This is a genomic window from Streptomyces sp. NPDC050147 (genome assembly GCF_040660195.1).
Taxonomy (GTDB): domain Bacteria; phylum Actinomycetota; class Actinomycetes; order Streptomycetales; family Streptomycetaceae; genus Streptomyces.
Genome location: NZ_JBFALJ010000006.1, coordinates 23,388 through 44,606, shown reverse-complemented (window position 1 = coordinate 44,606; position 21,219 = coordinate 23,388). Strand labels below are relative to the sequence as shown.

The 21,219-nt window shown below is 69.0% G+C and carries 21 protein-coding genes, 1 tRNA gene and 1 riboswitch; of the genes, 8 read left to right on the top strand and 14 right to left on the bottom strand.

The genetic code is table 11. The annotated features are described in order from the left end of the window. Nucleotides 1-60 precede the first annotated feature (60 nt). From AB0I94_RS11980 to AB0I94_RS11970, 3 genes are all read right to left on the bottom strand, one after another. Nucleotides 61-1,059, bottom strand: coding sequence for a helix-turn-helix domain-containing protein (locus AB0I94_RS11980; protein ID WP_363309373.1), 999 nt, complete (start codon nt 1,057-1,059; stop codon nt 61-63). Between the two features lie 44 nt (nt 1,060-1,103). Beyond that, entirely contained in the window at nt 1,104-2,603 is a 1,500-nt protein-coding gene (locus AB0I94_RS11975; RefSeq protein ID WP_363309372.1) for an MFS transporter, read from the bottom strand. Nucleotides 2,604-2,792: 189 nt separating this feature from the next. After that, nucleotides 2,793-4,004, bottom strand: coding sequence for a DUF445 domain-containing protein (locus AB0I94_RS11970; protein ID WP_363309587.1), 1,212 nt, complete (start codon nt 4,002-4,004; stop codon nt 2,793-2,795). Between the two features lie 433 nt (nt 4,005-4,437). On the opposite strand from AB0I94_RS11970, the gene AB0I94_RS11965 reads away from it, so the two are divergent. Further along, a complete protein-coding gene (locus AB0I94_RS11965) occupies nt 4,438-5,757 on the top strand; it encodes an SGNH/GDSL hydrolase family protein (RefSeq protein ID WP_363309371.1) in 1,320 nt (439 codons plus the stop codon). A gap of 21 nt (nt 5,758-5,778) precedes the next feature. On the opposite strand, the gene AB0I94_RS11960 is transcribed toward AB0I94_RS11965, so the two are convergent. From AB0I94_RS11960 to AB0I94_RS11945, 4 genes are read right to left on the bottom strand one after another with little or no spacing between them, the layout of a single operon-like run. Then, entirely contained in the window at nt 5,779-6,594 is an 816-nt protein-coding gene (locus AB0I94_RS11960; RefSeq protein WP_363309370.1) for a DUF1707 domain-containing protein, read from the bottom strand. Between the two features lie 10 nt (nt 6,595-6,604). Further along, nucleotides 6,605-7,570 (bottom strand): ABC transporter ATP-binding protein, encoded by a 966-nt coding sequence (locus AB0I94_RS11955; RefSeq protein ID WP_363309369.1) that lies wholly within the window; start codon nt 7,568-7,570, stop codon nt 6,605-6,607. Nucleotides 7,571-7,576: 6 nt separating this feature from the next. Further along, a complete protein-coding gene (locus tag AB0I94_RS11950) occupies nt 7,577-8,422 on the bottom strand; it encodes an ABC transporter permease (protein WP_363309586.1) in 846 nt (281 codons plus the stop codon). Nucleotides 8,423-8,474: 52 nt separating this feature from the next. Continuing rightward, nucleotides 8,475-9,296 carry an ABC-2 family transporter protein gene (locus tag AB0I94_RS11945; RefSeq protein WP_363309368.1) on the bottom strand — a complete coding sequence of 274 codons (822 nt, stop codon included), beginning with the start codon at nt 9,294-9,296 and terminating at the stop codon, nt 8,475-8,477. Nucleotides 9,297-9,481: 185 nt separating this feature from the next. Here AB0I94_RS11945 and AB0I94_RS11940 point away from each other — a divergent pair, with 185 nt between their 5' ends. Beyond that, the gene (locus AB0I94_RS11940) at nt 9,482-11,986 is read left to right on the top strand and encodes a transglycosylase domain-containing protein (protein WP_363309367.1); all 2,505 of its coding nucleotides are present in this window, start codon (nt 9,482-9,484) and stop codon (nt 11,984-11,986) included. Nucleotides 11,987-12,012: 26 nt separating this feature from the next. Here the strand turns inward: AB0I94_RS11940 and AB0I94_RS11935 are convergent, their stop codons facing one another. The 3 genes from AB0I94_RS11935 to AB0I94_RS11925 all read right to left on the bottom strand — a co-directional run bounded on the left by AB0I94_RS11935 (nt 12,013) and on the right by AB0I94_RS11925 (nt 13,267). Continuing rightward, entirely contained in the window at nt 12,013-12,333 is a 321-nt protein-coding gene (locus AB0I94_RS11935; RefSeq protein WP_160505255.1) for an SMR family transporter, read from the bottom strand. Between the two features lie 48 nt (nt 12,334-12,381). Further along, nucleotides 12,382-12,443: riboswitch (guanidine-III (ykkC-III) riboswitch) on the bottom strand. A gap of 94 nt (nt 12,444-12,537) precedes the next feature. Continuing rightward, nucleotides 12,538-12,894 (bottom strand): co-chaperone GroES, encoded by a 357-nt coding sequence (locus AB0I94_RS11930; protein WP_363309366.1) that lies wholly within the window; start codon nt 12,892-12,894, stop codon nt 12,538-12,540. Between the two features lie 43 nt (nt 12,895-12,937). Further along, nucleotides 12,938-13,267, bottom strand: coding sequence for a DUF3618 domain-containing protein (locus AB0I94_RS11925; protein ID WP_363309585.1), 330 nt, complete (start codon nt 13,265-13,267; stop codon nt 12,938-12,940). 175 nt (nt 13,268-13,442) lie between these two features. Here AB0I94_RS11925 and bcp point away from each other — a divergent pair, with 175 nt between their 5' ends. The 5 genes from bcp (at nt 13,443) to AB0I94_RS11900 (ending at nt 17,111) form a co-directional block, all read left to right on the top strand. Next, complete coding sequence (gene bcp, locus AB0I94_RS11920) at nt 13,443-13,910, top strand: thioredoxin-dependent thiol peroxidase (protein ID WP_363309365.1); 468 nt, start codon at nt 13,443-13,445, stop codon at nt 13,908-13,910. Between the two features lie 134 nt (nt 13,911-14,044). Continuing rightward, a complete protein-coding gene (gene proP, locus AB0I94_RS11915; RefSeq protein WP_363309364.1) occupies nt 14,045-15,541 on the top strand; it encodes a glycine betaine/L-proline transporter ProP in 1,497 nt (498 codons plus the stop codon). 144 nt (nt 15,542-15,685) lie between these two features. Next, nucleotides 15,686-16,333 (top strand): HNH endonuclease signature motif containing protein, encoded by a 648-nt coding sequence (locus AB0I94_RS11910; RefSeq protein WP_363309363.1) that lies wholly within the window; start codon nt 15,686-15,688, stop codon nt 16,331-16,333. Beyond that, nucleotides 16,330-16,992: an HNH endonuclease gene (locus AB0I94_RS11905; protein ID WP_363309362.1), complete on the top strand. Its 663-nt coding sequence runs from the start codon at nt 16,330-16,332 to the stop codon at nt 16,990-16,992. The genes AB0I94_RS11910 and AB0I94_RS11905 overlap by 4 nt, the downstream gene beginning before the upstream one ends. Before the next feature lie 35 nt (nt 16,993-17,027). Next, nucleotides 17,028-17,111: transfer RNA gene (locus AB0I94_RS11900), tRNA-Leu, on the top strand. 62 nt (nt 17,112-17,173) lie between these two features. On the opposite strand, the gene rdgB is transcribed toward AB0I94_RS11900, so the two are convergent. The 4 genes from rdgB to AB0I94_RS11880 all read right to left on the bottom strand — a co-directional run bounded on the left by rdgB (nt 17,174) and on the right by AB0I94_RS11880 (nt 19,492). Continuing rightward, nucleotides 17,174-17,779, bottom strand: coding sequence for an RdgB/HAM1 family non-canonical purine NTP pyrophosphatase (gene rdgB, locus AB0I94_RS11895; protein ID WP_363309361.1), 606 nt, complete (start codon nt 17,777-17,779; stop codon nt 17,174-17,176). 29 nt (nt 17,780-17,808) lie between these two features. Continuing rightward, the gene (locus AB0I94_RS11890; RefSeq protein ID WP_363309360.1) at nt 17,809-18,204 is read right to left on the bottom strand and encodes a hypothetical protein; all 396 of its coding nucleotides are present in this window, start codon (nt 18,202-18,204) and stop codon (nt 17,809-17,811) included. A 128-nt stretch (nt 18,205-18,332) separates the two neighbouring features. Beyond that, nucleotides 18,333-19,097 (bottom strand): ribonuclease PH, encoded by a 765-nt coding sequence (gene rph, locus AB0I94_RS11885; protein ID WP_363309359.1) that lies wholly within the window; start codon nt 19,095-19,097, stop codon nt 18,333-18,335. A 161-nt stretch (nt 19,098-19,258) separates the two neighbouring features. Further along, entirely contained in the window at nt 19,259-19,492 is a 234-nt protein-coding gene (locus AB0I94_RS11880; protein WP_363309358.1) for a PTS glucose/sucrose transporter subunit IIB, read from the bottom strand. A gap of 234 nt (nt 19,493-19,726) precedes the next feature. On the opposite strand from AB0I94_RS11880, the gene AB0I94_RS11875 reads away from it, so the two are divergent. Next, nucleotides 19,727-21,040 carry a PTS transporter subunit EIIC gene (locus tag AB0I94_RS11875; protein WP_363309357.1) on the top strand — a complete coding sequence of 438 codons (1,314 nt, stop codon included), beginning with the start codon at nt 19,727-19,729 and terminating at the stop codon, nt 21,038-21,040. Nucleotides 21,041-21,219 lie beyond the last annotated feature (179 nt).

The following is a 21,219-nucleotide window of genomic DNA, read 5'->3' as shown; positions in this document are numbered from 1 at the left end:
CCGGGCCCCGTGCGACTGAGGACCACCCCCCGGAGCGTCACCCGGCACGTCCTCGGAGGGTCATCCGGCACGCCCCCTGAACGTCATCCTGTACGCCCCCGGCGACACCCCCAACCCCGCCTGGAAGTGCTGCCTCAGCGACGCGCCCGTGCCGAAGCCCGCCTCCGCCGCGATGCGGTCGACCGTGTGGTCCGTCTCCTCCAGGAGCTCGCGCGCCCGGTCCACGCGGCGCTGGGTCAGCCACTGCATCGGCGTCAGGCCCGTCTCCTCGCGGAAGCGGCGGCTGAAGGTGCGCACGCTCATGGACTCCTGCTCGGCCAGCTCCGCCAGCGTCAGATGTTCGGCGAGGCGCGTCTGGGCCCACTCCCTCGCCCGGCCCGTCGACGTCAGCCGCGGCTCCGCCACCGGGCGGCGGATGTACTGGGCCTGGCCGCCCTCGCGGTGCGGGGGTACGACGGTGCGGCGGGCCACGTCCGCCGCCACCGCCGCGCCGTGGTCGCCCCGGATCATGTGCAGGCAGAGGTCGATGCCCGCCGCCTCGCCCGCGGAGCTGAGGACCGGGCCCTCGTCCACGTACAGCACCTCCGGGTCCACCTTCACCGTCGGGAACGTGCGGGCGAAGAGGTCCGCCGAAAGCCAGTGCGTCGTCGCCCTGCGGCCGTCCAGGAGGCCCGCTGCCGCGAGGACGAAGGCACCGGTGCAGATGGAGGCGGTACGGGCGCCGGTGGCGGACTCGAGCGTCTTCGCCAGGGCGGGTGGGAGTCCGCCCGGCCTCAGCGACTCGTCCTGCTCGTGCGACGCCGGGATGATCACCGTGTCCGCGGCGGCCACCGCTTCGGGGCCGTGCTCGGCGTGGACGGGGAAGTCGGCGTCCGTGCGGATCCTGCCGGGTGTCAGGGCGCAGGTCTTCAGTTCGTAGAGGCGTGCGCCCCGCGGCGAGCGTGCGTTGCCGAACAGCTGGTGGACCAGGCCGAGTTCCATGGGCAGTACGCCGTCCCTGATGAGGACCGCCACCCGGTGCGGGCCCTCCGGCTCGTCCTCAACTCCCTCTCCGCTCATGCCCGGATCCTCCCATCCGGCTCCAACTGCGCCTCCGCCATCGCCTACCCCTCCGCCTTCACCTCCGACAGCGGGCTCGCGATGTCCTCCAGGGACCGCCGCTCCGCCTTCACCGCGAGCACCGCCGCGACAAGCCCCGCCGCGCACATCAGGCCCGCGCCGATCTGGAAGGCGAGGACCGTGTCGCCGACGACGCCCGACTCGGTCAGCTTGGCGAAGATCAGCGGGCCGCTGATGCCGCCGGCCGCCGTACCGATGGCGTAGAAGAACGCGATCGCCATGGCCCTGGTCTCCATGGGGAAGATCTCGGACACCGTGAGGTAGGCGCTGCTCGCACCCGCCGACGCGAAGAACAGCACCACGCACCAGCACGCCGTGAGCGTCGCCGCGCTGAGCGAACCACGGTCGAAGAGCCAGGCGGTGCCGAAGAGCAGGACGCCCGAGACGATGTACGTCGACGAGATCATGATCCGGCGGCCCACCGTGTCGAAGAGCTTGCCGAGGAAGAGCGGGCCCAGGAAGTTGCCCGCGGCGATGACGGCGAAGTAGTACCCCGTGCTGCCCGACGGGACGTCGAAGAACTTGGTGAGGATCGCGCCGAAGCCGAAGGTGATCGCGTTGTAGAGGAACGCCTGGCCGATGAAGAGGGAGAGGCCCAGGACCGCGCGCCTGGGATAGTCGCGAAAGACGGTCTTGGCGATGAGGCCGAAGCCGATGCTCTTGCGCTGGTGGATGGTGATCTCGCGCTCGGGCGGCGGCAGGCGCTCGCCCTTCTCCTCCTCGATCTCCCGCTCCACCGACGTGACGAGGGCCTCCGCCTTCTCGCCGCGGCCGTGGATCAACTGCCAGCGCGGGCTCTCCGGCACATGGCGGCGCACGAGCAGGATCACCAGGCCGAGGACGACCCCGAGGGCGAAGGTGAGCCGCCAGCCGAGGTCCTTGGGAAAGATGCTGGTGTTCAGCATGACGACCGAGAGCAGCGAACCGCCGATCGCGCCCAGCCAGTAGCTGCCGTTGATGATCAGGTCCACGCGTCCGCGGTACTTGGACGGGATGAGTTCGTCGATGGCCGAGTTGATGGCCGCGTACTCACCGCCGATGCCGAAGCCGGTGAGGAACCGGAAGAGGAAGAACCACCAGGCGTCGAAGGAGAGCGCGGTGAGGGCGGTGGCGCCGAGGTACACCGCGAGGGTGACCATGAAGAGCTTTTTCCGGCCGTACTTGTCGGTGAGGCGCCCGAAGAAGAGGGCCCCCGCGCAGGCTCCCGCCACGTACAGGGCCGCCGCGGTGCCGGTCACCTGGGCGGAGCTGATGGCGAGGCCGCTGCCCTCCTCGGAGAGACGGCTCGCGATGTTGCCGACGGTGGTGACTTCCAGGCCGTCGAGGATCCAGACCGTGCCGAGGCCGATCACGATCATCCAGTGCCAGCGGGACCAGGGCAGCCGGTCCAGGCGGGCGGGCACGGCCGTGGTGACGGTGCCTTCGGGGTGCGGGCCCTGCCGGTCCGGCGGGGTTGGCGCTGCGGGCGTGGACGACGCGGTCATGGCGGGCGGCTCCTTCCGCTGCTCCCACGTCGCCGGGCTGCTGCTCCCGCGGCTCCCACGGATGCCCGCGGCCCCCGCAGCTCGGGCGACGGCCCTCTCTGCGTCGAAAGAGCTCCTCCAGAGTGCCCGGCAAAGGCTCCCTCACGCGCGCTGAGCCGCCGGAAGGCCCCCCGCCTCGGCCCGTCGCCCCTACGCCCCCAGCAGCCGCGACGCCGAATAGATCGCGAGCCCCGCCAGCGCCCCCACCACCGTGCCGTTGATCCGGATGAACTGCAGGTCGCGGCCGATGTGGGCCTCGATCTTCTTCGACGTGTGCTCGGCGTCCCAGCCCGCCACCGTGTCGGTGATGAGGGAGGTGATCTCGTCGCGGTACGTCGTCACCACGTACACCGCGGCGCCCTCGACCCAGCCGTCGACCTTCTGCTGCAGCCGCCCGTCCGTCGCCATCCGCGCGCCCAGCGAGAGCAGCGCGGCCCGCACCCGCAGGCGCAGCTCGCTGCGCTCGTCCTCGGCGGCGGCCACGATCATCTGGCGCACCGCCGACCAGGCGGAGGCGATCAGGTCCTGCACCTCGCCGCGGCCGAGCACCTCACGCTTGAGGCGCTCCACGCGCTCGCGGGTGTCCGAGTCGGACTGCAGGTCGGCGGCGAAGTCCGCGAGGAAGCGGTCGACGGCTCCGCGCGCGGGGTGCTCGGGCATGTCCCGCATCTCGGTGAGGAAGCGCAGCAGTTCCTTGTAGACCCGCTCGCCGACCTTCTTGTCGACGAAGCGCGGGGTCCAGCCGGGGGCGCCGCCCTGCACGGCGTCCATGACCGATGCGTCGTGCTCGACCAGCCAGTCGTGGGCGCGTACGCAGATCAGGTCGACGACCCGCTTGTGGCCGCCGTCCGCGACGATCTTCTCCAGCATCTTGCCGATGCCGGGGGCGATCTCCTGGGCGTCGGCGCGGCGTGTGATGGCCTCGCCGACGACCGCCTGGACGTCGGAGTCGCGCAGGACCGTCAGGGCGCCGCGCAGGGCCGTGGCCAGTTCGGCGGTCACCCGATCGGCGTGGTCGGGGTCCGCGAGCCAGGTGCCGAGGCGGCTGCCGATGCCCACCGCGCGCAGCCTGCCCCGTACGACGTCGGACGAGAGGAAGTTCTCGCCCACGAAGTCACCGAGGGAGGCCCCCAGTTGGTCCTTCTTGTTCGGAATGATCGCCGTGTGCGGGATGGGCAGGCCCAGCGGGTGGCGGAAGAGCGCCGTGACGGCGAACCAGTCGGCGAGCGCACCGACCATGCCGGCCTCGGCCGCCGCGGCGACATAGCCCGCCCAGGCGCCGGCACCGGAGTTCTGGGCCCACTTGGCGAGGACGTAGACGAGCGCGACGAAGACGAGGAGGCCCGTCGCGGTGATCTTCATCCGGCGGACGCCGCGCCGCTTCTCCTCGTCGGCGGGGCTGTACGTGAAGCCGCCCCCACCGGGAGCGGCGCCACCCCCGCCCACACCGGACCCCCCGCTCGTTCCGGAGCCCTTCAGGGCGCCGCTTGAAGGGCGGCGCTCACGGGAATGCTGCCCGGCAGCAACCCCTTCGGACGCATCCTCCGGAATTGAACGATTCGTACGTTCCACTCACTCCACCTGACCCGTTCGCGTGGTTCGCGGCGTCCTCGTACGTATTGTCCCCGCCGCTCTGCGTCCCTTCCTGACCGACTCCTGGAACGAACCACAAGTTCCCGGCGTCTCAATGGACGGAGGGGGGCAGTGTCGGCCGCCTCGCGGCCCATGACGCATCATGGGGTGATCACATCGGAGCCTCGATCAGGCTCCCCCTGCTCGAGGAGACACAGCCAGCATGACCAAGCGTCACGGTTATGCCCTGCTTGCCGCGGTCCTCGCGGTAATAGTGGTGATTTCCGCCGCCATATACCTCGGTGTATCCACCGACGACGGATCTCAGGACACCATCAGCGCCGGGCCCCGCGGCCCGCGCAACTCCGCGGCGCCCGCCTCGGCAGGCACCTGGGTCGGCTCCTGGGCCGCATCCCCCGCGGCAGCCGAACCAAACACGCACCGCAACGGCTTCGCGGGCCGCTCCATCCGCAATGTCGTGCACACCAGCGTCGGCGGCGACAGCGTCCGCATCACCCTGTCGAACCTGTACGGGCAGCAGCCGCTGAGCATCACCCACGCCTCCATCGCCGTCGCCGTGGGCTCGAACAACCCGGCGGCCGCACCGGGCACCCTGCGCCGCCTCGCCTTCAACGGCAACACCTCCGTGGTGATCCCCGCGGGCCAGCAGGTCATGAGCGACGCGGTCCGGCTGCGCGTGCCGCACGACGGTGACCTCCTGGTCTCCACGTACTCGCCGACCCCGTCGGGCCCCGTCACCTTCCACCCGCACGCCCGCCAGGTCAGCTACGTCGCCGAGGGCGACCGCACGGAGGACCCGAACGGCGCCGCGTACACCCAGCAGAGCACCTCCTGGCGCTACCTCACGGCCGTGGACGTCCTGAGCAACGAGGCGGACGGCACCGTCGTCGTCTTCGGCGACTCGCTCACCGACGGCATCTCCTCCACGGTGGGCGCCAACGCCCGCTGGACCGACATCCTCGCCGACCGCCTGCGCGACGAGTCGGGCGCCCCGCGCTACGGCGTCGTGAACGAGGGGATCAGCGGCAACCGCGTCCTGTCGGACGGCAACGGCACTCCCGCGGACAACCCGAGCGGACTCTCGCGCTTCGACCGCGACGTGCTCGACCGGACAGGCGTCAAGGCCGTCGTCGTCGCGCTCGGCGTGAACGACATCCTGCGCAACCCGCACCAGAACAACCCCGACCGCATCGTGGAGGGCCTGCGCGAGCTGACGCGCCAGGCGCACACGCGCGGGCTGCGGGTCGTCGGGGCGACCCTGATGCCGTTCGGCGGCCACCGGGGGTACGAGCCGAGCCTGGAGAACGTGCGCCAAGCGGTGAACGAAGAGATCCGCGACGGCAAGGTCTTCGACGAGTTCGTCGACTTCGACCGGGCGCTGCGCGATCCGTACGACCCCCGCAAGCTGCGCGGCGCGTACGACTCGGGCGACCATCTGCACCCGAGCGACCTGGGCTACCGCAAGATGGCCGAGACGTTCAACCTGGCGCACCTGCGGAGCTCCGCCGCTGCCGAGCTGTAGCCCCCACCGCCGTGGGCGGCGCTATTCGCCGCCCCCGGCGCCGTACTCCCCCGCCGCCGGATGCGAGGAGTCCGACCCGCGGTGGAGCTCCCCGTGGCGCCGCCGGCGATCCTTGTCCTTGACCTTGTCCCCGCGCTCCAACTGCGCCGCGCGCCGCTCCTCGCGCCTCGCAAGACGCTCGCGGCGCCGCTCCTCCTTCAGGCGCAGCTTCTCGACCCGGCGGATCTTGCGGTCCACGCCGACGCCGCCCATCAGGGCGAAGCCCTTGACGACCACGCGAGGCGAACCGGGAGTGCCCTCCCCGGTCGCCTTGTCGTCGAAGCCGCCCATGAAGCCGAAGCCCTTGACCAGGACGTTCATCTCGGGCGGCACGATGACCTGGATGCCGCCCATGATGGTCCAGCAGCGGATCTCCACGTCGCGCTCCGTGAACCGCGCCTCGCGCAGGTCGATCTCACCGCCGCCCCACATCGCGAACCCGTCGAACTGCCGGCCGACCACCCAGCCGCCCTTGCGACCGAACCCGCCCCAGAAGGCGAAGCCGAGCTTCGAGGTGGGTTCGCCGCTCACCATCCGCTCGGACCAGTCGATGGCGGCGGGGTCGTCGCTCACCGGGCCCTTCACCATGGACACCTTGGTGCCCGCCGCCGGCAGGTCCCGCGTGATCGGCTCCAGCTCGCCGTACGTACGCGCCTTGTACGTCGCGTCCAGGCGCTCCTCGAACTCCTCCATGTCGAGGCGGCCCTCGGCCACGGCGTCACGGAGTCGTTCGGCGACGCGCTCGCGGTCGGCGTCGGCGGCCCGCAGGTCCGGAAGATGAGGCTGCTCGTCGGTCATACGAAGCAGCCTACGAGGTCGCCTTCTCCGCGTACATCTTGGCGATGACGGCCTCGATGTCGGGTTCCCTGACCGAGAGGTCGACCATCGGATAGCGGGCCGCGACCCGGGCCACGAGCGGAGCCGCCGACTCCGCCGCGGGGAAGGCGAGCCACTGCCGCGGGCCCTCCACCTTCACCACCCGCGCCGACTCCACCTCGATGGGCGGCAGTTCACGCTCCAGGTCGACGACCAGGGTGCGCTCGCTCTCGCCCACCTCGTGCAGCCCGGCCAGCGCGCCGTCGTACATCAGACGCCCGTGGTCGATGACCATCACCCGCTTGCAGAGCTGCTCGATGTCGGTGAGGTCATGCGTGGTGAGCAGGACCGTCGTACCCGCCTGCTCGTTCAAGTCCCGCAGGAACCCTCGCACCTTGGCCTTGCTGATCACGTCGAGACCGATCGTCGGCTCGTCCAGATACAGCACCTCCGGATCGTGCAGGAGCGCCGCCGCGATGTCACCGCGCATCCGCTGGCCGAGCGAGAGCTGGCGCACGGGGACGTCCAACAGAGCGCCCAGCTCCAGGAGTTCCACGCACCGGTCGAGGTTCTCCTTGAAGCGGGCGTCCGGGATGCGGTACATGCGGTGCATCAGGCGGTACGAGTCGATCAGCGGCAGGTCCCACCACAGCGTGGTGCGCTGCCCGAAGACCACGCCGATGCGCCGTGTGAGGCGGGTGCGCTCGCGGGAGGGGTCGATTCCCGCGACCCGCAGCCGGCCGCCGCTGGGCGTCAGGATGCCCGTCAGCATCTTGATCGTCGTCGACTTGCCCGCGCCGTTCGGGCCGATGTAGCCGACCATCTCGCCGCGCGGCACGGTGAAGGTGATGCCGTCGACGGCGCGCACCTCGTGCTTCTCGCGCCGCATGAAGCCGGTCTTCTTGGTGACGTCGAAAACCTTCTCGACGCCGTCCAGCTCAATGAGGTCCGGTTCCACGGAAGTTCAGCTCCCTGTACTGCGATACGAACGAAGGCCCGTGCGCCAGGCGAGGCCCGCGAGTGCGAGAAGAAGGGCGGCCACCAGCGGCGGCGCGAACGCCACCCAGGTCGGCAGGTCCAGCGGATAGGGCCGCCCCAGGACGTACAGCGCGGGCAGCCAGTTCACGAAGGCCAGCGGCAGGATGAAGGTGACGCCGCGCACCAGGTCCTTGGCGAAGACGGTCGGCGGGAACTGGAGCAGCGTGGTGCCGCCGTACGTGAAGGCGTTCTGCACCTCGGCCGCGTCCCGCGCCGCGAACTGGAAGGCGGCGCCCGCCACGAACACGGCCGCGAAGATGCCCGCGCCGCAGAGCAGCATCAGCGGGATCATCAGCACCTTCAGCGGGGTCCAGCCGATGTCCAGGACCACGAGCGCGTACCCCAGGACGAGCGCGCCCTGCAGCAGCCGCCCGACGCGGTGCAGCCCGAAGCGGTCGGCGGCGACCTGCGCGATCACCGGGGCGGGCCGCACCAGGAGCGTGTCGAGCGTGCCGTCCCGCACCCGCCTGCCGAGCCGGTCCATGGAGCCGAGGGCGAGGTCGGCGAGCCCGAAGGAGGTGCACGTGGCGCCGTACAGGAGGGCGATCTCGGAGAGCGAGTAGCCGCCGAGCCGGTCGACCCGGGAGAACATCAGCAAGATCGCCACGAAGTCGAAGGCGGTCACGGCGAAGTTGCCGAACGCGGTCATCACGAAGGACAGCCGGTAGGCCATGAGGGAGCGGATCCACATGGCGGAGATCAGCCGGTAGGCCCGCAGCCCGTCCCGCACCTGCGCAAGACCTTCCCCCGCCTGCGTACGGTCCTCCCGCACCCGCGTAGGGCCCTCCCCCGCTCGCGTACGGTTCTCCCCCGCCCGGGTCGGATCAGCCACCCTGGACCACCACCCGCCGCGTGGCCACGGTCTGCAGCAGCCGCCCGGTCGTGAGCAGCGCCGCGGCCCAGCCGATCTGGAAGGCGTACGTCCGCAGCAGGTCCACGCCCGTGTGCTTGCCGAGGAACACGTCGGCGGGCACCTGGAGCAGCGCCGACCAGGGCAGCGCGCGGGCGAACTCGCCGAGCGCGCCCGGGAAGACGTTCAGCGGGAGCAGCATCCCGGAGAAGAAGGTGCCCGCGAGCATCGCCACCTGGCTGGTGCCCGCGCCGTCCATCAGCCAGAACGCGGAGAGCGCCACCAGGAAGCGGATCGCGAAGCTGACGAGGGCGCCGAGGACCACCGCGAGCAGGAACGCGAACCAGCGCAGCGGCTCGGCGGGCAGGGCCAGGTCGAAGATGAGGGCGCCCACCACCATCGGCACCACACCGCGCCCGAGCAGCTGGAACAGGGCACGGCCCAGGTCGGTCGCCAGCCACCAGAGCTGCAGGTCGGCCGGGCGGTACAGGTCGACGGCGATGTCCCCCGTGCGGATCCGCTCGATCAGCTCGCCCTCGAAGCCGCCGCCCATCAGCGCCATCACCGTGAGCAGCGCCTGCCCCAGCCATACGAAGGTCAGCGCCTGCGCCTGGTCGTATCCGCCGAGCCCCGGCCGCTCGTCCCAGAGCGCGATGTAGGTGTACGCGAGGATCAGCCCGAAGACGGTGTTGGTGAACACTCCCGCCAGGGTCGCCGTCCGATACGTCGCGTACCGCCTGAATCCTCCTCGGGCGACGGCCGCGTACAAGCGGAACCGTCCTGTACGCACACGCATCCCCTTTATCGAGAGCCTTGCCCGTTCCGGGCCAAAGGGACGGAGCCTAGTACTGACGGAGACACCCGTGCCAGGCAATTTACGGGCATGAAGCGTGCCTGGCGCGGAACGCAGGAAGCGACAGTGTGCAATGGGTCGTACGAGGCGTACGTGACGTGCGACGCGAACCGGGAGTTCCACGAGACATGAGCAGCGACGAGCCGCAGCAGCGGGGTGCCGGAGAACCCGAGGGCTGGGCGCCCCGCGACCCCGTGGACAGCCCCGCCGGCCCGGCCGCCCCACAGACCCCTGACCAGAGCGCCGAAGACACCGAAGGCGCCGACGGCGCGAAGGGCAAGAAGAAACGCCCCAAGCGCAAGGGCTGGCGGCGGATCTTCCCCACCTGGCGCATGGTCCTCGGCGGTTTCATCCTGCTGATCCTGCTCTGCGTCGGCGGCTTCGTCGCGGGCTACATGATCGTCGACATCCCGCCGGCCAACGCGGCGGCCACCGCCCAGAGCAACGTCTACCTCTATGCCGACGGCACCCAACTGGCCCGCGACGGCGAGGTCAACCGCGAGAACGTACCGCTGAGCCAGGTCCCCAAGGAAGTCCAGCACGCCGCGCTCGCCGCCGAGGACCGGGACTTCTACAGCGAGTCCGCGGTCGACCCGAAGGCGATGATCCGCGCCGCCTACAACACCGTCACCGGCAAGGGAAAGCAGTCCGGTTCGACGATCACCCAGCAGTTCGTGAAGAACTACTACCTGGGCCAGGAACAGACCGTCTCGCGCAAGGCCAAGGAATTCTTCATCTCCATCAAGCTGGACCGCGAGGTCAGCAAGGACGACATCCTCGCCGGGTACCTGAACACCAGCTACTTCGGGCGCAACGCGTACGGCGTGCAGGCCGCCGCCCAGGCGTACTTCGGCAAGGACGTCAAGAAGCTGAACACCGCGCAGGGCGCCTACCTGGCGACACTCCTCAACTCCCCCAACGCCTACGACGTGGCGACCCACCCGGAGAACAAGCAGCGCGCCGTGGGCCGCTGGAACTACGTCCTCGACGGCATGGTCAAGGAGGGCTGGCTCAGCGCCGCCGAACGGGCGAAGACCAAGTTCCCCGAGCCGAAGGAGGCCAAGGGCGCCTCTGGTCTCTCCGGCCAGCGCGGCTATCTCGTGCAGGCCGTCGAGGACTACCTGACGTCCAACGACATCGTCGACGAGGACACCCTGGCCAAGGGCGGCTACCGCATCACCACCACTCTCCAGAAGGACCGCCAGGACGCCTTCAAGGAGGCCGTCGACGACCAGGTGATGTCCAAGATCGACAAGAAGGCCCGCAAGGTCGACCGCAACGTACGTGCGGGCGGCGCCTCGATCGACCCGAAGACCGGCAAGGTCGTCGCCATGTACGGCGGCATCGACTACACCAAGCAGTACGTCAACAACGCCACACGCCGCGACTACCAAGTGGGCTCCACCTTCAAGCCGTTCGTCTTCACCTCGGCCGTGGAGAACGGCTCGGTCACCCAGGACGGCCTGCCCATCACCCCGAACACGATCTACGACGGCACCAACAAGCGCCCCGTACAAGGCTGGGACGGCGGAACCTACGCCCCCGAGAACGAGGACGACGTCGACTACGGCGACATCACCGTCCGCACCGCCACCGACAAGTCCGTCAACTCCGTGTACGCGCAGATGGCCGTCGACGTCGGCTCGGACAAGGTCAAGGAGACCGCGGTCGCCCTCGGTGTCCCCGAGAACACCCCCGACCTGACCGCGTCCCCCTCCATCGCGCTCGGCCCCTCCACGGCCTCCGTCCTGGACATGACCGAGGCGTACGCGACGCTCGCCAACCACGGCAAGCACCCCACGTACACCATGGTCGAAAAGGTCACCAAGGGCGGCCAAGAGGTCGAACTGCCCGAGCAGACCACCGCGCAGGCCGTCAGCCGCGAGGCCGCCGACACCACCACCTCGATCCTGCAGAGCGTCGTCGACGGCGGCACCGGCACGGCAGCCCAGGCCGCGGGCCGCCCCGCCGCGGGCAAGACCGGCACCGCCGAGGAGGACAAGGCCGCCTGGTTCGCGGGCTACACCCCCGAACTCGCCACCGTGGTCGCCGTGATGGGCCAGAACCCGGACACCGGCGCGCACACCCCGCTGTACGGGGCGCTCGGCGAGGCCCGCATCAACGGCGGCGGCTACCCCGCGCAGATCTGGGCCCAGTTCACCCAGAACGCCCTGGAAGGCGAGCCCGTGCAGGACTTCGACCTGGAACTTGAGGACGGCGCCGACGTGCCGCCCGCCCCCGACCCCTCGGACACCGAGGAGGACCCGGCCACCGGCGGGGCCACCACGGGCGGAGACGACGAGACGCAAGGCCAGGACCAGGGCCAGACCCAAGGCCAGGACCAAGGCCAGACCCAAGGCCAGGACCAAGGCCAGACGCAAGGCCAGGATCAGGGCCAGACCCAAGGTCAGGACCAAGGCCAGACCCAGGGCGGCCCCACGGACGGCGGCGCCACCGACGGCACGACGGCCGACGGGGGCGCCACCGCCGACGGAGGCGTCGCCCAGGGCGGCCAGACCGACGGCTCCACGGCCGACGGCGGAACGGGCGACGACGGCGGCGCGGACCTGGGCGGCCTGACCGATGGCATGACCCCCAGAAGGACCGGCGCCGGGAGCCCCTCGTACCACTAGGGTCCTTCTGACGAATCTCCCCGGCGTCAGTGCCCCGAGGTCGCCTTCAGACCCACGACGGCGACCAGCAGCAACACGACGAAGAAGATCCGGGCGGCCGTGGCGGGCTCACCGAGCACCATCATCCCGACCACCGCCGCACCGGCGGCACCGATACCGACCCACACGCCGTACGCCGTACCGATGGGCAGCGTCTTGGCGGCATGAGACAACAACATCATGCTCGCGACGATCCCCAGACCGGTGAACACACTCGGCCACAACCGGGTGAACCCCTCGGTGAACTTCATCCCGATCGACCAGCCCACCTCGAGCAGACCGGCGACGATCAACAAAACCCAGGCCACGACAGCACCTCCGACACGCGGGACGCGAGAACACGTCACTTGAATGGGGGTGCGTCGTCTTTGCGGAAACCCGGTACGGCGCGTCTCGTCGGGGTCCTTAAAAGGTAGCAAACAACACGCGTAAGGGCTGGTGACCATGGTCACCAGCCCTTACGGACGTTCTTAGCACGGCCCACAGATCCACAGACCTACAGGGCCACGGACCTACAAATACAGCCCCGTCGAATCCTCGGAACCCTCGAACCGGTCCGCGGCCACGGCATGCAGATCACGCTCGCGCATCAGCACATACGCCACGCCCCGCACCTCCACCTCGGCCCGGTCCTCCGGGTCGTACAGGACCCGGTCACCCGGCTCCACCGCACGCACGTTCTGCCCGACGGCCACGACCTCCGCCCAGGCGAGACGCCTGCCGACAGCGGCCGTCGCCGGGATCAGGATGCCGCCGCCCGACTTGCGCTCGCCCTCGGCGGTGTCCTGCCGCACGAGCACACGGTCGTGCAGCATCCGGATGGGCAGCTTGTCGTCGTGGGGGCTGTGTCCCCGGCTCTTGGCGCTCACGCCCCGAACTTACCTGCCGACGGCCCACCCCGACGATGCCGGGTCAGTCCTTGCGTCGCCGCGAACCCACCGCGAGCATCCCCACGAGACCCACGACCACCAGCGCCACCGGCACGATGCGCTCCAGACGCGGCGCACCGTCCTCGTGCACGAGCTGGGCCCGCACATCGGAGACGACGCGGTTGGCACCGACGTACGCCCGCCCGAGGGAGCTGTCCACCTTGGCGACGACCTTCGCCTTCGCGTCACCCGCGATCGTCTTCGGGTGGACCCGCACCCCGATCTCGTCGAGCGTCTCGGCGAGCGTCACGCGACGGCGCTTGATGTCCGCCTCGATCTGCGCCGGGGTCCTGATATCCGACGTGTCCGACACCGCGCTGCCTCCGTGGTCGTGTCCGGCTGTCATTTCCTTCTGCACGTGCTGCCGCCGACAGTCTGTCAGCTCCGGGCGCACCGCACCCCACGGCACCCCTATTACGCTCGACTCCGTCACCACACGTTTTACGAGCATCCTGCGAATACGAGCATCCTGTGCGAGGAGACCGAAGATGAGCGAGCGACTCACCCCCGGCGACACGGCCCCGGCCTTCACCCTGCCGGACGCCGACGGCAACGAGGTCTCCCTGGCCGACCACAAGGGCCGCAAGGTCATCGTCTACTTCTACCCCGCCGCCCTCACCCCCGGCTGCACCAAGCAGGCCTGCGACTTCACGGACAACCTCGACGCCCTCGCCACCGCCGGCTACGACGTCATCGGCGTGTCCCCCGACAAGCCGGAGAAGCTCGCCAAGTTCCGCGAGCAGGAGAACCTCAAGGTCACACTGGTCGGCGACCCCTCCAAGGAGACCCTGGAGGCATACGGCGCCTTCGGCGAGAAGAAGCTGTACGGCAAGACCGTGACCGGCGTCATCCGCTCCACGATCGTGGTCGACGAGACCGGCAAGGTCGAGCACGCCTTCTACAACGTCAAGGCGACCGGCCACGTAGCCAAGATCATCAAGGACCTGGGCATCTGACTGCCATCTGACCTGCCCCTTCCCCTCCCGAGACAACTGTGACGAACGCCCCCTTCACGGGGGCGTTCGTTTGCGTCGGGCATGTTCGAGCAAATGATCCCAGGAGGATTGTTCGCAGAACGGAAGGACTACCCATGGCGGCCCACGACGAGGCAGAGGCCGATACCGAGGCCGTCAAACGGCACCGCACCCTCTTCCGAGCCGCCAAACGGCGCGCGAACCCCCCGCTGCGCCGGACAGACATCACGGTCACGGACGATGCCGCGGTCAAGCGGGCGGTCAAAGCGGCCTCGCTCGGCAACGCCATGGAATGGTTCGACTTCGGCATCTACAGCTACCTCGCCGTCACCATCGGACACGTCTTCTTCCCTTCCGGAAACGACACCGTCCAGCTGATCTCCTCGTTCGCCACCTTCGCGGTCTCCTTCCTCGTACGCCCCATCGGCGGCATGGTCTTCGGCCCCATGGGCGACAAGATCGGCCGCAAGAAGGTCCTCGCACTGACGATGATCATGATGGCCATCGGCACCCTCGCCATCGGCCTGATCCCGTCCTACGCCACGATCGGCTTCTGGGCCCCGGTCCTGCTGATCTTCTTCCGCCTCGTCCAGGGCTTCTCCACGGGCGGCGAGTACGGCGGCGCGTCGACCTTCATCGCCGAGTACGCGCCCGACAAGCGCCGCGGCTACTTCGGCAGCTTCCTGGAGCTCGGCACACTCGCCGGCTACACGGGCGCGGCGGGCCTCGTCCTGATCCTCAACAGCGCGCTCGGCGCGGACACGATGGAGTCCTGGGGCTGGCGCGTCCCGTTCCTCGTCGCGGGCCCGCTCGGCCTCGTCGGCCTCTACCTGCGACTGAAGCTCGACGAGACGCCCGCGTTCCAGAAGATGGAGGACGCCACCTACCACTCGGCGTCCGAGGGCGCGTCCACCGTGGAGACCACGGCGAAGGGCGACCTGGCGAAGATCTTCACCAACTACTGGCCCACGTTGATCCTGTGCATCGCCCTGGTAGGCGCGTACAACGTCACCGACTACATGCTCCTGTCGTACATGCCGACGTACCTCTCCGACGAACTCGGCTACGACGACTCGCACGGCCTGCTGATCCTCATCGGCACGATGGTGATCCTGATGCTGATCATCAGCCAGGTGGGCAAGCTGTCCGACCGCTTCGGCCGAAAGCCGCTCCTGATGACGGGCATGATCAGCTTCTTCGTCATCTCGATCCCGGCGTTCCTCCTGATCAAGCAGGGCAGCCTGCTCGCGGTCTCCGGCGGCATGCTCCTGCTGGGCCTCTCCCTGGTCTGCCTGCTCGGCACGATGTCGGCCACGCTCCCGGCCCTGTTCCCCACGTCGGTCCGCTACGGCTCCCTGTCGGTCGGCTACAACCTCTCCGCGTCCCTCTTCGGCGGCACGGCCCCCCTGGTCATCACATCCCTGATCAGCATCACGGGGACGGACATGGTCCCGGCGTACTACTCGATGGCAGCGGCGCTGGTGGGCATCATCGCGGTGGCCTGCATGAAGGAAACGGCCCAGAAGCCGCTGTCGGGCTCGCCCCCGTCGGTGGAGACGAAGGAGGAGGCAGCGGAAATGGTGGAGGCGGCGGCACCGGTCCCCCGCTTCTGACCCCCCGCCCTCCCGTCACCCCGGAACGGCCCGCCCCCTCTCACAAGTGGGGCGGGCCGTTCCGCATTACGGACGTGACTGTCCGATTGTCGGTTCGTTAGGCCGTACGAGACTGCGATGCGCGGTCGGATGCGGAGGGGAACGATGCCGGTCAGTCCGTACACCAGAGAGCGGCTGGCGGAAGCTGCCAGTTCGTCGCGGACGCTGTCCGAGGCGTTGCGAAAACTGGGGGTGGATCCGAAGAGTTCGACGCGGCGGTACGTCCACGAGCGGATGAAGAGGCTGGGGGTGGATACGTCGCATTTCGAGCGGGAGACGGGTGCACGGTGGACGAGAGAAGTGCTTGAACCCGCGGTGGCCGCGTCGACCACCATGAACGATGTTCTACGGTATTTGGGCATCGAAGTCGTGGGCGGCCATCACACGAACATCAGCCGCCGCATCAAGGCGTACGGGATCGATACCTCACATTTCCGGAGACCTTCACGGGTCGGCCTCCCCCGACAGCGCCGCTCTCCGGAGCAGCTCCTCGTCAGACAAGAGCCGACAAACGCCCGACGCATGCAAAGTGACCGGCTCAAGCGCGCCATGAAGAAGCTGGGCATCGTCGAGCGATGCGCGATGTGCGGAACGGAACCGCTGTGGCGAGGGCATCCACTTCCGCTGGAGGTCGACCACATCGACGGCGACTGGCGCAACAACCGGATTGAGAATCTACGGCTTCTATGCCCCAACTGCCACTCCACCACGGATACTTACCGAGGCCGGGCCAAGGGGCGACAGTCGTCGTGAGCGAGCCGGTCCGCTACACGCGGGAGTTGCTGACGAAGGCTGCCGAGAGCTGTTCGAGCATCGACGAAGTCATCGCGTTCCTGGGTACGCGCCCTTACGGCAACCTCCGCCGTCATCTGTTCCGGCGGTTCGACCAGTTCGGAATCGACGTCTCCCACTTTCCACGATCACGGCGCCGCCCCGCGTGCCAGAGACCTTCCCCCGACGAACTGCGGCGGGTGGTCGCTCAGTCCTCGTCCATCGCACAAGCACTGCGCGCCCTGGGCAAGGCGCCGACCGGCGGCCCGTACGCGCATTTCCACCGGTGGCTGGAAGAGGACGGACTCGACACATCTCATTTCCTGGGCCAAGCCCACCAACGGGGCAAGCCGGGATTAACCCCCTTGAGGACGGCAGCGGATCTGCTCGTCAAACACGACGGTAAGCGCCGCACCAGGACCGTTCTCCTGCGCCGAGCCCTACGCGAGGTCGGCGTCTCCGAGCTCTGTGACGAGTGCGGGACACCGCCCGAGTGGCTCGGGAAGCCCATGACGCTGGAGGTCGACCACGTCAATGGGGACTGGAGCGATGACCGGCGCAGGAATCTGCGGTTGTTGTGCCCGAACTGTCATGCGGTGACCAACACGTGGTGCAGAGGTGGCCGCAGACGCTCGGCCTAGGCAAGAGACACCCGACCGGTAGCATGGTCGTGCACGCGGCCGTGTCGTAACTGGCAGCCGAGCGGCGCTTAGAACGCCGTGGGCGAAAGCCCGTGTGGGTTCGAATCCCATCGGCCGCACCGAAGGCGAAGGTCCGCCTCGCGCACCCCGCGAGGCGGACCTTCGGCGTTCACACGCCTCCTCAGCCCAACAACTCCCGAACCACCGGCACCAGCCCCCGGAACGCCTTCCCCCGGTGGCTGATCGCGTTCTTCTCCGCGGCCGAAAGCTCCGCGCACGTCCTCGTCTCCCCCTCCGGCTGGAGGATCGGGTCGTAGCCGAAGCCGCCCGAGCCTGAGGGGGTGTGGCGCAGTACGCCGCGCAGCTGGCCCTCCACCACCCGCTCGGTGCCGTCCGGCAGAGCAAGCGCCGCCGCGCAGGCGAAGTGGGCGCCCCGGTGGGCGTCCGCGTCGATGTCGCCGAGTTGGGCCAGGAGGAGGTTCAGGTTCGCGGTGTCGTCGCCGTGCTTGCCTGCCCAGCGGGCGGAGAAGATGCCGGGGGCGCCGCCGAGTACGTCGACGCAGAGGCCGGAGTCGTCGGCGACCGCGGGGAGGCCGGTGGCTTTGGCGAGGGCGTGGGCCTTGAGGAGGGCGTTCTCGGCGAAGGTGACGCCGGTTTCCCTGACGTCGGGGATCTCGGGGTAGGCGTCCGCGCCGACGAGGTCGTGGGTGAGACCTGCGTCGGCGAGGATCGCCTTGAGTTCCGTGATCTTGCCGGCGTTGCGGGTGGCGAGGATGAGGCGGGTCATGCCCACCAGTATCCGGCCTGCCCCGGACGTTACGGCGTGCAGACCTTCGTCAGTTCACCCGCCGCGTCCGTGATCGGGCTGAGGTCGGGCGTCGCGTCGCCGCCGTCGATGGACTTGCGGACGTTGTCGACGGCCTTGTCGAGGTCGTCGACGGCCTTGTTCACGTCGGTGTTGTCGGTCTTGTCGCCGATTTCGTCGATGTTCTTGTCGATGTCGTCGAGCGCCTTGTCGGCCTGGGTGGGGTCGTCGCCCGCCTTCTCGACGGCCTGCTGGAGGTCGGTGACGCTGTCGGCTATGGCGTCCGCGGTCTGGACGCAGTCGAGGGCCTTCTCGACGGCGCTGCAGCCGACAAGTCCTACGCCCGCCGGTACGGCGATCAGAACTGACGTGATGGCGATGGCGATACGGCGGTGGCGCGAGGCCATGGGTGGGTCCCTCCCGAGTGCTGTCACGGGCGCACGGCTTTGCCCGTGCGCCCGTATTCGTTAGAACGCTTGTGGAGGGCTCGATGGTTGCTTGCCGGGCCGTCCGGTTGGCGGCCTCGCCGCCGGTGCTACTTGGTTGCTTCGAGTGCCTCGCGCTGGAAGGCGGCCAGGTCCTCGCAGCCGCCGACGGCGAGGTCGAGGAGGGCGTTGAGTTCCTTGCGGTCGAAGGGCTCGGCTTCCGCGGTGCCCTGGACCTCGACGAAGCGGCCGTCGCCGGTGCAGACGACGTTCATGTCGGTGTCGGCCTTCACGTCTTCCTCGTAGCGGAGGTCGAGGAGCGGTACGCCGCCGACGATGCCGACGGAGACGGCGCTGACGGTGTCGGTGAGGGGCTTGCGGCCGGCTTTGATGAGTTTCTTGCCCTGGGCCCAGGCGACGGCGTCGGCCAGCGCCACGTAGGCGCCGGTGATGGCCGCCGTGCGGGTGCCGCCGTCGGCTTGGAGGACGTCGCAGTCGAGGACGATGGTGTTCTCGCCGAGCGCCTTGTAGTCGATGACGGCGCGGAGGCTGCGGCCGATGAGGCGGGAGATCTCGTGGGTGCGGCCGCCGATCTTGCCGCGTACGGATTCGCGGTCGCCGCGGGTGTTGGTGGAGCGCGGGAGCATCGAGTATTCGGCGGTGACCCAGCCTTCGCCGCTGCCCTTGCGCCAGCGGGGGACGCCTTCGGTGACGGAGGCGGTGCAGAAGACCTTGGTGTCGCCGAAGGAGATGAGGACGGAGCCCTCGGCGTGCTTGCTCCAGCCGCGTTCGATGGTGATCGGGCGGAGTTGCGTGGGGGTGCGGCCGTCGATTCGAGGCGTGGAGAGAGGCGTGGAGAGAGGCGTGGAGGACATGCGGCCGACCCTATCGGCACATGGTCGAGGGGCCGTATCGGCACATGGCTGGGACGCTCGGCCGTATCGGCACATGGCCGCGGCATCGGATCGGTACATGGCTGAGGGCCCTTGCCGGTGGTCGGCAGGGGCCCTCAGCGGGTGGGCTCAGTGGCTGTGGCTCACATCATGTCTTCGATGTCGGCGGCGATGGGGTCGGCGTCGGTGCCGATGACGACCTGGATCGCGGTGCCCATCTTGACGACGCCGTGGGCGCCGGCGGCCTTCAGCGCGGCGTCGTCGACGAGGCTCGGGTCGTGAACCTCGGTGCGGAGGCGGGTGATGCAGCCCTCGACCTCTTCGATGTTGTCGATGCCGCCGAGCCCGGCGACGATCTTCTCAGCCTTGCTGGCCATGGTTTCTCCCTGTTCTTAAAGGACGCGGCCTCACCACACCGTGGGCCCGCTTTGTCACGGTAACGCACGGTTGGAGCATCTTCGCGGGCGGCTACGGCACTCGTACCCAATGATGGCGATCAAGGTGCCATCCCTCGTGTCAAGCCTGTGGGGGCGGCACCGCGCTCGTTCCGCAACTGGTCTACACCAGTTTTCAACGCCCGCCAAACCTGGCTTGTTCCGGAGGGGACGCCGATGAGTACCGACGCAGCAGCGGTGCCGCAGAAGAAGTGGTGGAACGGCCTGTTCCAGGGTCTCCAGAAGATGGGCCGCAGCCTCCAGCTTCCCATCGCCGTCCTGCCCGCCGCGGGCATCCTCAACCGCCTCGGGCAACCGGACGTCTTCGGTGCGGACGGCCTCGGCTGGGACAACGTCGCCAAGGTCTTCGCGGCGGCGGGCGGTTCCCTCCTGGACTCCACCCTCGGGCTGCCCCTGCTGTTCTGTATCGGTGTCGCGATCGGCATGGCCAAGAAGTCGGACGGCTCCACGGCACTCGCCGCGGTCGCGGGTTTCCTCGTCTACTACGCGGTGCTGCGCGCCTTCCCCGACGACTGCCCGGCGGACACCACCTTCGGTGCCGCGGGCATGTGGAGCGGGGTCTGCATCGCGGAGGACGGAACGCCCGCGCAGGCCGCGTACCAGAACCCGGGGGTCTTCGGCGGCATCGTGATGGGTCTGCTGTCCGCGTGGTTCTGGCAGCGCTATCACCGCGTGAAGCTGGTCGACTGGCTCGGCTTCTTCAACGGCCGCCGTCTCGTGCCGATCATCATGGCCTTCGTCGGTCTGGTCTTCGCCGGGCTGTGCGTGTGGATCTGGCCGCCCATCGGTGACGCGCTGACCGACTTCTCCAAGTGGCTCGTGGATCTCGGGTGGCTGGGCTCCGGGATCTTCGGTGTGGCCAACCGCGCCCTGCTCACGATCGGCCTGCATCAGTTCCTGAACACGTTCGTCTGGTTCCAGTTCGGCGATTTCGAGAAGCCGGACGGCACGATGGTCCACGGTGACATCAACCGCTTCCTGGCGGGCGACCCGACGGCCGGTCAGTTCACCTCGGGCTTCTTCCCGATCATGATGTTCGCGCTGCCCGCCGCGGCGCTGGCGATCACCCACGCGGCCCGTCCGGAGCGGCGCAAGGTGGTCGGCGGCATGATGCTCTCGGTCGGCCTGACGTCGTTCGTCACGGGCATCACCGAGCCGATCGAGTACTCGTTCCTCTTCATCGCGCCCGCCCTGTACGCGATCCACGCGGTGCTCACCGGTGTCTCGATGGCGGTGACGTGGGGGCTGGGGGTCAAGGACGGCTTCAGCTTCTCGGCGGGTCTGATCGACTACGTCATCAACTGGAGTCTGGCGACCAAACCCTGGCTGATCATCCCGATCGGGCTCGTCTTCGCCGTCGTGTACTACGCCCTGTTCAGCTTCGTGATCCGCAAGTTCGACCTGCATACGCCGGGACGAGAGCCCGAGGAGGAAGCGGAAGCACAGGACGCGGAGCAGACGAAGGCGTAGCCGCTGGCAGGGCCGTCGCCCCGGCCTGCTGCCGCTCCGCACCGGAAGGTCCTGGGACGCTGACGTCCCGGGGCCTTTCAGTGTTTATTTCGCGTTATGGCGGACCCCACAAAACTCGTGGGTTCCTTACGTCACCTTCACCGTGCTACAACAGGTCTACACCACTAATGGTGTAGACC